Raw genomic sequence first — 11,844 nt, 5'->3', positions numbered from 1 at the left:
CCGACCTCACGACGCGCGGTTGCCACCTTTCCTTTTCACCGCGCGTCAGCAACGTTCCCCGCTGAAACGACAATCGCCGACACACTGCCAATGAATGCAGCGTGCCGGCGATTTTTCTCGTCGACGGTCGTGTCGGGTTACGCGCTCAGCGCATCGACGCCATCCTGCGCACGCAGGCGCGCCGGCTGCGTATCGCTGACGATGCGCCCGTTGTCGAGCTTCAGCAGACGGTCGGCGAGATCGAAGTAGCGGTCGTCGTGCGTGATCACGATCACGGCCTTGCCGCGCGCACGCAGCTCGGGCAGCAGTTGTTCGTAGAACACGGCCTTGAACGACGGGTCCTGGTCGGCCGCCCATTCGTCGAACAGGTAGAACGGGCGATCCTCCAGATACGCGACGACGAGCGCGAGCCGCTTGCGCTGCCCGGTCGACAGCGCGCGCGTCGAGAACGCGCCGTCGACGACCTTCACCTTGTGGTCGAGCGCGAGTTTCGCGACGAGCGCGTTGGCCCGCGCATCGGCCTGCGCGCGCGACGGGTCGTCGGGGTCGACGATGCCGAGCAGCGCATCGAACAGGTGAAAATCGTTGAACACCGCGCTGAAGCGCTGCCGGTAGGCCGCGCGCTCGCGCCAGCCGATCGTGCGGCCGTCGACCTCGATCGTGCCTTGCTCGGGCTCGTAGAGCCCCGTCAGCACCTTCGCGAGCGTCGTCTTGCCGCTGCCGTTGCCGCCGACGATGAACACGAGCTCGCCCGGCTCGATCGTCAGGTCGATCGGCCCGATGCTGAACATCCGTTCGTCGCGTTCGTGGAAATACGCATGCGTGACGCCGCGCAGCGTGACGGCGCCGGCCGGCGGTACGTCGGGCGCATCGGCCGCGGGCGGCACCGTGCGCAGCGCGCCGAATTCGGCCATCACGCCTTCGATCCGCGTGAGCGACACGCGCGCCGCGTTGACGGTCGGCAAGTTGTTCAGCAGGCCGTCGAGCGGCACGAGCATGAACAGGAACACGACGACGTAGCCGGCGGCGGCGGCCGGGTCGGCATGCACGCCGAGCTGCGGCCAGAACGACGCGACGCCGAGAAACACGTAGAACAGGAAGATGATCCAGCCGACCCCGACCGCATACGCGCTGAACGCGCGGCGGCGGTGGTCGCGCACCTCGCCGATGGCGGCGCCGAGCTGGCCGTCGACGAACTGGCGGGCGCGTGCATCGTGCAGCTTCAGCTCCTTCGCGCCGGAAAACAGCGAGCCGAGATAGCCGAACAGCCGGTCCTGCGCCTGGCCGGCGGCTTCGAGCGCCGCGATCGCGCGGCGGTCGCCGGTGTGATAGCCGAGCGAGCCGGCGATGATCGCGGCCAGCGCCAGCAGGCACACGGGCCAGGACAGCCACGCCAGATAGCCGAGGCAGCCGAACACGATCGAGCCGTGCATGACCAGGTTCGGCAGCGCGAAGAACAGCATCGACACGTTGGTCGCGTCGTCGGTCAGCACCGACTGCACGGGCGCCGCGCCGATGCGCTCGATGTCGCGCAGTTCGGCCGCGCCGACGCGCCGCGCCAGATGCACGCGCAGCCGCGCCATCGTGTCCTGGGACAGGCGGGCGAACAGCGTACCCGACACGATCCGCGTGACGAGCGCGATCACCGCGCACAGCGCGAAACGCCACGCCAGCGCCGCGTCGGCGGCGCCCGGTTGCGACAGCGCGCGGTTCAGCGTCGCGACGAGCAGCACGCTCGCGACGCCGTTCAGCACGCACGCGGTGAGCGCCAGCGTGAGCGACACGCGGCTTTCGCGCAGCAGCGCGAGGATCAGGCGCGCCGCGGGGCGGCCGGGGGAAGCGTCGAGGGACGGCGGGGAAGAAGGCTCGTGGGCGGCTGTCATCGGCAACGTCGGTAAAGGGAGGGCAGGCAATAACGCGAAAACGGCAAATCTGACGCGAAAGCGGCGGGCGGGGCGAGCCCCGTTGCGGCTTTCCTCCCTGATAGACGAACGGGCCGCGCAAATATTTAGTCCCATCGTCAAAAAAAGCGGTCGCACGCACTTTGCGCGCAAAACGGTAAAAAATCGGCTGCGTCGTTCGTCACACCAGTGAAGCCGCCCCTCGCGGCCCCGAGACTTGGCCGAAGCGGCCGGACCGAAGGACTTCACGCACATGACGAGTTTCCCGACTGCGCTGCATCACCGAATCCGCGAACTGGCGCGCCTCGCGCCCGACGCACCCGCCATCGCGGTGCCTTTCCAGAACGACCTGCGCCTGTCGCGCGGTGCGCTCGACGCACGTGCATCGCAACTCGCCCGGCAACTGCGCGCGGCCGGCGTCGGCGCCGAAGTGCGGGTCGGCGTGTGCGTCGAGCGTTCCGGCGAACTGTTCGTCGCGCTGCTGGCCGTGCTGAAGGCCGGCGGCGTGTTCGTGCCGCTCGATCCGCGCCATCCGGCCGCGCGCCTCGACTGGATCGTGCAGGATGCGCAACTGCGGCACGGCATCGTCGACGCCGCCGGCCGCGCGGCGCTCGGCACGCCGTTCGAACACGCGTTCGACGTGACGGCCGAAGCGTCGGGCGTCGCGCAGGTTCACGCGTTCGACGACGATGCCGTGGCCGTGCATCCGCGTTCGGCCGCGTACATGATCTATACGTCGGGCTCGACCGGCACGCCGAAGGCGGTGGTCGTCGAGCACGGGCCGCTTGCCGCGCACTGCGACGCGCTCGCGGCCGCGCTGCCGATCGAGGCGGGCGACCGTCTGCTGCATTTCGCGTCGGTCAACTTCGACGCCGCGCACGAATGCTGGCTCGCGCCGCTCGCGGTCGGCGCCGGCATCGTCGTGGCGCCGCCGCAACCGTTCGCGCCGGACGCCGCGCATGCGCTGATGGTGCGCGAAGCGGTCAACGTCGCCGCATTTCCGCCTGCGTACCTGCGCGAGTTCGCAGCCGTCGCCGCGCGCGACGGCGTGCCGCCGGCCTTGCGCGTGCTCGCGTTCGGCGGGGAAGCGCTGCCGCAGCAGGCATTCGAATTCGTGCGCCGCACGTTCCCGGCCGTGCGCCTGATCAACGGTTACGGGCCGACCGAAGCCGTGATTTCGCCGATGCTGTGGCCGGTGGAGCCGGGCGAGACGCCGGTGCTGGCCGCCGACGACGCGTATGCGTCGCTGCCGATCGGCCGCGCGATCGGCCCGCGCGTCGCGCGCATCGACGGCGCCGACGGCGACGGGGTGGGCGAACTGCTGCTCGGCGGCGTGTGCGTCGCTCGCGGTTATCACGGTCGCCCGGCGCTCACGGCCGAACGTTTCATTCCCGATGCGGACGGTGAGCCCGGCGCGCGCGTCTATCGCACCGGTGACCTCGCACGGCTGCGCGACGACGGCGCGTTCGACTATCTCGGCCGCCTCGACGATCAGGTCCAGGTGCGCGGCGTGCGCGTGGAGCCGGCGGAAATCGCCGCATGCCTGCGCTCGCACCCGGCCGTGGCCGACGCGGCCGTGCTGGCCGAAACCGCCAGCGGGCCGACGCGGCTGATCGCGTGCGTCGCGCTGCGCGCGGCGGCCGACGATGCCGCATTGAAGGCGCACGTGGCCGCGCAATTGCCGGCCGCGTGGCAGCCGCACCGGTTCGTGCGTTGCGATGCGCTGCCGTACACGCTGAACGGCAAGCTCGACCGTGCCGCGCTGCGCGAGCGGATTGCCGCCCAGCGGGTTGCCACCGCGCGCGACACGACGCAAGCCGCGGGCGATGCGCCGCGCACGCCGACCGAACAGCAGATCGCGGGCCTCTGGCAGACGCTGCTGGGCCTCGACGTCACGCCATCGCGCGCCGATCGCTTCTTCGCGCTCGGCGCCGATTCGCTCGCCGCGATGCAGTTGCAGGCCGCGATCCGTGCCGCCATCCGCGTGAACCTTCGGCTCGACACGCTGTTCGCCGATCCGGCGCTTGCCGAACTGGCCGAAACAGTCGATCGCGCGGAGCGCGAGACCGGCGAACCGCTGGCCACGATTGCCGCGCGCCGCACGCCGGCCGATGCGGCCGTATCGGGCGCGCCATACGTCGATCGCGCGGCATCGCTTGCCCAGCAACGCTTCTGGGTGCTCGCGCAGACGCGCGACGCGAGCGCCGCGTATCACATCGCCGCGCACTGGACGATCGACGGGGCGCTCGACCGCGACGCGCTGCAGCGCGCGCTCGATCACGTGATCGGCCGTCACGAAGCATGGCGCACGACGCTGGTCGACAACGACGACGGCGTCGTGATGCAGCGGATTCATGCGCATCTGCCGGTGTCGATCGCCGCCGTCGATCTGCGCGACCGGCCGCCGGCCGCCCGCGACGCGCAAGCCGCGCGTCTCGCCGAGCGCGACGCGGCCGCGCCGTTCGACCTCGCGCGCGGCCCGCTGCTGCGCGCGACGCTCGTCGTGCTCGCCGACGACCGTCACCGGCTGCTGCTGACCGCGCATCACGCGATCACCGACGGCTGGAGCTCGCGCTGCGCGTTCGACGAACTGTCGGCTGCGTATCGCGCCTATGCCGAAGGCCGCGAACCGTCGCTGCCTGCGTTGCCGATCCAGTACGCCGACTACGCGGACTGGCAGCGCGACATGCTGGCCGGCGGCGAGGGCGAGCGTCAGCTCGACTACTGGCGCGGCGCGTTGCGCGACGTGCCGGGCCCGCTCGCGCTGCCGGTCGATCGCCAGCCGGGCGCCGTGCGTACGTTGCACGGCGCGCGCGTGTCGGTGCGCCTGCCCGATGCGGTCGCGGCCGACGTGCGGCAACTCGCACGCGACGCGCACGCAACCGTCTTCACGGTGCTGCTGGCCGCGCTCGACGCATGGCTGTCGCGCGTGACCGGCGAAACGGACGTCGTCGTCGCGGTGCCGGTCGCGCATCGCCAGCGCCCCGAAACGCGTGCGTTGCTGGGCCTTTTCCTGAATACGGTCGCGCTGCGCGTGCGCGTGGCGCCGACGCTGCCGTTCCGCGCGCTCGTCGATGCGGCGCGTACCGCGGCGCTCGATGCGGTCGCGCATCAGGACGTTCCGTTCGAGCGCGTCGTCGATGCGGTGAAGCCGCCCGTCAAGCGCGGCGACGAATGGCTGCGCGTGAAGTTCGCGCAGCAGTTCGACGCGCGGCACGACAGCGTGCTGCCGGGCGCGATCGCGGTCGCGACGCCGGGGCCGGATCTCGCCGCGCGCTTCGACTTCGCGCTGGATTTCACCGACGACGCGAACGGGATCGAGCTGGTCGCGGCGTATGCGACCGACTGCATCGATGCGGATACCGCGCGCGCGTGGCTCGACAGCTATGCGGCGCTCGTCGCGTCCGCCGCGCATGAACCGCACGCCACGACGGCCGCGCTGCCGTGCGATGCGTCGGCTGCGTCGCGTCAGCCGCGCGACGGCCGTGCGCTGCGCGTCGAACATGCCGACATCGTCGCCGCGTTCGCACGGCAGGCGGCCGCGTATCCGCATCGCGTCGCGCTTTCCGACGCATCGGCATCGCTGACGTTCGCCGAACTCGACGACGCGTCGAACCGCATCGCACGCGCGCTGGCGCAACGCGGCGTGACCGCCGAAGCGGCGGTCGTCGTCTGCATCGAGCGTTCGGCGCGTTTCGTCGTCGGCCTGCTCGGTGCGCTGAAAGCCGGCGCGCTGGCCGTGCTGCTCGACCCCGCGCAGCCGGCCGCCCGCCTCGCCGCGGCCGCGGCCGACTGCGGCGCGCGCTGGGCGCTCGTCGCGCAGCCGGCCGCGTGGCCGGCCGGCATCGACGCGCAGCCGCTCGACGTCGACGCGCTCGCGCAGGACGCGACGCTCGCCCATGCGGCCGGCGTGCGCGTCGCGCCGCACCCGGAGCAGGGTGCGTACCTGATCTATACGTCGGGCTCGACCGGCACGCCGAAGGGCGTCGTCGTCTCGCACGGCGCGCTGGCCGATTACGTGCAGGGGATGCTCGACGAACTCGCGTTCGCGCCCGACGCATCGTTCGCGATGGTCTCGACGGTCGCGGCCGATCTCGGCCACACGACGCTGTTCGGCGCATTGTGCGCGGGCCGCACGCTGCACCTGCTGCCGGCCGCGTGCGCATTCGATCCGGACCTGTTCGCCAACGAAATGCGCCGCCGTGAAGTGGGCGTGCTGAAGATCGTGCCGAGCCATCTGCAAGCGCTGCTCGACGCGCGCGTGCCGGCCGACGTGCTGCCGCGCCACGCGCTCGTGACGGGCGGCGAAACGCTCACGTGGGCGCTCGTCGCGCGGCTGGCCGCGCTCGCGCCGGCCTGCCGCGTGATCAACCATTACGGGCCGACCGAAGCGACGGTCGGCGCGATCGTGTGCGATACGGCGTCGATCGCCGCCGACGCGCGCGATCCCGCGAGCGGTGTGCCGCTCGGGCTGCCGCTGCCGAATGCGCGCGCGCTGGTGCTCGACGCGTTCGGCGCGTGCGTGCCGGCCGGTGCGACGGGCGAACTGTACCTCGGTGGGCCGGGCGTCGCGCGCGGCTACCTCGGGCGCCCCGCGCAAACCGCCGAGCGCTTCGTGCCCGATCCGTTCACGCCCGGCGCGCGGCTGTATCGCACGGGCGACCGCGTGCGGTTGCGCGCGGACGGCCGCCTTGCGTTCCTGGGCCGCATCGACGATCAGGTGAAGATTCGCGGCTACCGCGTCGAGCCGAGCGAGGTGAGCGCGGCCGTGCGCGCGGCCGGCCCGATCGCGCAGGCCGAAACGCTCGCGATCGAGCACGATGGCCGCCTGCGGCTCGCGACGTTCGTCGTGATGCGCGACGGCGCGGCGTTCGACGAAGCCGCGGTGCGCGCAGCACTCGCCGCGACGCTGCCCGACTACATGGTGCCCGCGCAGTTCGTCGCGCTCGCACGCCTGCCGGTGACGGCGAACGGCAAGATCGATCGCGCGGCATTGCGCGAACGGGCGGCGGTGCCGGTCGCGGCCGCGCCGGGCGATGCGCCGCAGGGTGCGGTCGAGACGGTGCTTGCCGACGTCTGGCAGGCCGTGCTGAAAGCGCCGAAGGTCGGCCGCGACGACAATTTCTTCGAGCTCGGCGGCGATTCGATCCTCGTGTTGCAGGTGATCGCCCGGGCGCGCAAGCGCGGCGTGCGCTTCACGCCGAAGCAACTGTTCGACGGGCCGACCGTCGCCGAACTCGCACGCGTCGCGAAAACGGACGACGCGGCCGGCGCCGCTCAACCTGTGGGCGCGGCGGCAGCGACCACGGCTGTCACGCCGGCTGCCACGCCGATCCTGACGCCCGCGCAACAACGCTTCTTCGCGCTCGATATTCCGCACCGCGGCCACTGGAACCAGTCGGTGTCGTTCGACGTGCGCGGTGCGTTCGACGCAGACGCATTCGCACGCGCCTTCGACGCGTTGCTCACCCATCACGACGCATTCCGCCAGCGCTTCGCACGCGGCGCCGACGGCACGTGGCACGCGAGCGACGCGGCGAAGCCGTACGACGCGCTGCCGTTCGTCGAAGTCGCCGCACGCGACGACGCCGACGCGCTGGCCCGCTTCGACGCGCTGCAACGCCGTCTCGATCTCGGCCGCGGGCCGCTCGCATGCGCGTGCGCGGCACGGCTGCCGGACGGTTCGACGCGACTCTATCTGGCGATTCACCACGCGATCGTCGACGGCGTGTCGTGGCGCATCCTGCTTGACGACCTCGACACCGCCTACCGCGCGGCATGCGAACGCACGCCGGTTCGCCTGTCGCAGCCGGGCCTGCGTGCGGACGCCTGGGCGGCACGGCTCGCCCGCGCGGCAACGGAACCGGCGTCGCTGTTCTCGGGCGAAACCATCTATTGGGCTGGCATGGCGCAGGGCGACGACATCGTGCCCGATCACCCCGACGCAGTAGCGACGAACGCCGATGCGGCCGTCGTCGTGCAGACGATCGACCCGGCATTGACCCGCGCCGCGCTGACCGACGCGCACGCGGCCTATCGCACGCAGACGATCGAACTGCTCGGTGCGGCGCTCGCATTGGCGCTGGCCGGCGCGCGCGGCGCCGCGTCGTGCCGGATCGAACTCGAAGGGCACGGCCGCGAAGCGCTGTTCGACGACGCGGACGCCAGCCGCACGATCGGCTGGCTGACGAGCCATTACCCGGTGACGCTGCCGGTCGCAGCAACGGCCCGCGACACGCTGTGCGCGGTCAAGGATACGTTGCGCGCGGTGCCACACAAGGGGCTCGGCTTCGGCGTGCTCGCGCACTACGGCGATGCGGCCACGCGCACGGCGCTGGCCGCCGTGCCGCGCCCGCGCGTCACGTTCAACTATCTCGGCCAGTTCGACGCGCCGCGCGATGCGACGCTCGTCCCGCGTTTCGGCGGCACCGGCGTCGAGCGCGATCCGAACGGGCCGCTCGGCAATACGCTCGCGATCCATGCGTACCTCGACACGGACGGCGACGGCGCGCGCACGCTGAAGGTGCACTGGGTCTACGGTGCGCCGCAATTCGAACGCGCGACGATCGACGCGTTCGCCGCACGCTTCGCAACCGCGCTGCGCGAACTCGTCGAGGCATGCGCTTCACGCATCGCGCATCGCGGCGCCGGCGCGACGCCGGGCGATTTCCCGCTCGCGCAGGCCGCCGGCCTCACGCAGGCCGCGATCGAACGCGCACCGCTCGACTGGCGCGCGATCGACGACGTGTATCCGCTGTCGCCGATGCAGCAGGGCATCCTGTTCCATGCGCTGTTCGCGCCCGGCCACGCGAGCTACGTGAACCAGCTCGTCGCGACCGCGACCGCGCTGGACGCCGACCGGCTCGCGGCCGCGTTCGACGCGTCCGTCGCGCGTCACGACATCCTGCGCACGAGCGTGATGCCGGACGAAGCCGCGCCGCTGCAATGCGTGCATCGTCACGCGCGCATGCCGGTCGAGCAGCTCGACTGGCGTACGCGCGGCGACACGCTCGACGCCGATTTCGATGCATGGCTCGCGGCCGACCGCACGCGCGGCTTCGACTGGCGCGAGCCGCCGCTGATGCGGCTCACGCTGATCCGCGTGACGGACGACGCGTGGCGCGTCGTCTGGACGCGCCACCACGTGCTGCTCGACGGCTGGAGCACCGCGCGGCTGCTCGCCGACGTGCTGCGCGACTATCGCGACCCGGATGCCGTGTCGCCGTTCGCGAGCCGCCCGGCGCTGCGCTATCGCGACTTCATCGCATGGCTCGGCACGCGCGAGCGCGACGCCGACGAACGCTTCTGGACCGAACGCCTCGCGCGCCTCGACGCACCGACGCTGATCGCGGAACGCACGGCCGATCGCGCGGAGGCCGAGATGGCCACGTGGCGCGCGACGCTCGACGCCGACACGACGGCGCGCGTCGCGCAGACGGCCCGCGCGCTGAAGCTGACCGTCAACACGCTGGTGCAGGGCGCGTGGGCGCTCGCGCTGCAGCGGATGACGCACCAGCCGGCCGTCGCGTTCGGCGCGACCGTCGCCGGCCGTCCCGATGCGCTCGCGGACGTCGATTCGGTGCTCGGTCTCTTCATCAACACGCTGCCGGTCATCACCGCGCCGGCGCCGCAGCAACGCGCGGCCGACTGGCTGCAAACGCTGCAACGCGAGAACGCGGCGGCCGCCGAACACGCGCACACGCCGCTTGCCGACATCCAGCGCTGGGCGCGCGGGTCGGGCGGCGCGCTGTTCGACACGCTGGTCGTGTTCGAGAACTATCCGGTGGACGACACGGCGCGTGTTGCCGATCCGCGCGCGCTGGCGCTGAGCGACGTACGCAGCATCGAAGCGACCGATTTCGCACTGACGCTCGTGATCGAAAGCGGCGCCGAACTGACGATCGACTACGGCTACGACACCGCCCGCATCGACGCACGTCAGGTCGAGACCTGGCATCGCGCGTTCGCCTGCGCGCTCGACGCGCTGGCCCGTACGCCCGACGCGCTGCTCGGCACGCTGTCGATCGCCGACGATGCGACCCGCGACGCGCTGGCCCGCGCGCACGACACCGCACATGTCTGGCCGATCGAACGACGCCAGCCGCTACACCTGCAATTCGCCGACGCGGCACGGGCGACGCCCGACGCGATCGCGCTCGAATACGCGGACGCTCAAGGCCGCGTGCAGCGCGCGACCTATCGCGAACTCGACGCCGCCACGTCGCGCATCGCCGCCGCGCTGCGCCGGCGCGGCGTGCGGCCGGACACGCCGGTCGCGCTGTGCGTCGAGCGCTCGTTCGACATGGTGATGGCGCTCGTCGGCGTGCTGAAGGCCGGCGCCGCGTACCTGCCGGTCGATCCCGACTATCCGGCCGAGCGCATTGCGTACCTGCTGCGCGACGCGCGGCCGGCCGTCGCGATCACGCAGGCGCATCTGCGCGAGCAGGTCGAGGCCGCGCTGGGCGAGGGCGCCGATACGCGACTGCTGACGGTCGCCGACCTGCTGGCCGACGAGGCCGGCGATATCGGTGGCGAAACCGCCGCGGTCGACGACGCGCAGCTCGCGTACCTGATCTACACGTCCGGCTCGACCGGCAAGCCGAAGGGCGCCGGCAACACGCATGGCGCGCTCGCGAACCGGATCGCGTGGATGCAGCACGCATACCGGCTGACGCGCGACGACGTCGTGCTGCACAAGACGCCGTTCGGCTTCGACGTGTCGGTGTGGGAATTCGTGTGGCCGCTCGCGATCGGCGCGACGCTCGCGATCGCCGCGCCGGGCGACCACCGCGATCCGGCGCGTCTGGCCGCGGCGATCCACGCGCACGGCGTGACGGTGCTGCATTTCGTGCCGTCGATGCTCGCCGCGTTCGCCGCGCATCTCGACGATTTCTCGGCCGCCGCGCAATGCGACAGCGTGCGTCTGATCGTCGCGAGCGGGGAGGCGCTGGCGCCCGAACTCGTCGCGAAGATGGCGCGCCTGTTGCCGAACGCGACGCTCGTGAACCTGTACGGGCCGACCGAGGCCGCGATCGACGTGTCGCACTGGACCTGCGGCCCCGACGACGCGCAAGCGGTCGCGGTGCCGATCGGCCATCCGATCGCGAACCTGCAACTGCACGTGCTCGATGCCGCGTGGCAGCCGGTGCCGGCCGGCGCGACCGGCGAACTGTATCTCGCGGGCGCGGGCCTCGCGCGCGGCTATCTCGGCCGGCCGGCGCTGACCGCCGAGCGCTTCGTGCCCGATCCGTTCGTGCCGGGCGCGCGCATGTACCGCACCGGCGACCTCGCGCGCCGGCGCGCGGACGGCGCGCTCGACTACCTCGGCCGGGTCGACACGCAGGTGAAGCTGCGCGGCCAGCGGATCGAGCCGGGCGAGATCGAGGCGCTGCTGCGCGCGGCGCCGGGCGTGAACGATGCGGTCGTGATCGTGCGCGACGAGCAACTGATCGGCTATGTCGCGCGCGGCGACGCGGGCGCGCTCGACCGTGCGGCGCTGCTCGACGCGCTGCGCGCGCAACTGCCGGCGTACATGGTGCCGTCGCAGTTGATCGAGCTCGACGCATTGCCCGTCACGCCGAACGGCAAGTGCGACCGCCATGCGCTGCCGGCGCCGGTGCGCGAAGCGGCCGAAGCCGTCGAACTCGCGACCGATACCGAGCGCGCGCTCGCGGCGATTTGGCAGCGCGTGTTGCGCGTGGACGCGATCGGCCGCGACGGCGATTTCTTCCTGCTCGGCGGCCACTCGCTGCTCGCGACGCAGGCTCACGCGCAGGCGAACCTGCACTGGGGGCTCGCGCTGCCGCTGCGCACGCTGTTCGACACGCGCACGCTCGCGCGCTGCGCGCAAGCGATCGACGCGGCCTGCGCGGCGCGCGGCGAGACCGATGCGGCGAGCGCGATCGACGCGCTGCTCGGCGAACTGGAAACCCAATAAGGACGA

The 11,844-nt window shown here is 72.1% G+C and carries 2 protein-coding genes; one reads left to right on the top strand and one right to left on the bottom strand.

Annotation, left to right across the window (positions count from 1 at the left end; translation table 11 throughout):
• Positions 1 to 137 precede the first annotated feature (137 nt).
• Positions 138 to 1,883, bottom strand: a complete 1,746-nt coding sequence (locus tag KPB06_RS16525) for a cyclic peptide export ABC transporter (protein WP_104012156.1) — start codon at positions 1,881 to 1,883, stop codon at positions 138 to 140.
• Positions 1,884 to 2,154: 271 nt separating this feature from the next.
• On the opposite strand from KPB06_RS16525, the gene KPB06_RS16520 reads away from it, so the two are divergent.
• Positions 2,155 to 11,838 (top strand): non-ribosomal peptide synthetase, encoded by a 9,684-nt coding sequence (locus KPB06_RS16520; RefSeq protein WP_104012250.1) that lies wholly within the window; start codon positions 2,155 to 2,157, stop codon positions 11,836 to 11,838.
• The last annotated feature ends 6 nt before the right edge of the window (positions 11,839 to 11,844 follow it).

Source organism: Burkholderia semiarida, from assembly GCF_029268935.1.
In the GTDB taxonomy this organism is placed as follows: Bacteria; Pseudomonadota; Gammaproteobacteria; order Burkholderiales; family Burkholderiaceae; genus Burkholderia; species Burkholderia semiarida.
This window is presented reverse-complemented; position numbering and strand designations above follow the sequence as displayed.

Bases quoted from the DNA above. Each gene is read 5' to 3' on its own strand.
- KPB06_RS16525 (WP_104012156.1), bottom strand. From the start codon at position 1,883: ATGACAGCCGCCCACGAGCCTTCTTCCCCGCCGTCCCTCGACGCTTCC.
- KPB06_RS16520 (WP_104012250.1), top strand. From the start codon at position 2,155: ATGACGAGTTTCCCGACTGCGCTGCATCACCGAATCCGCGAACTGGCG.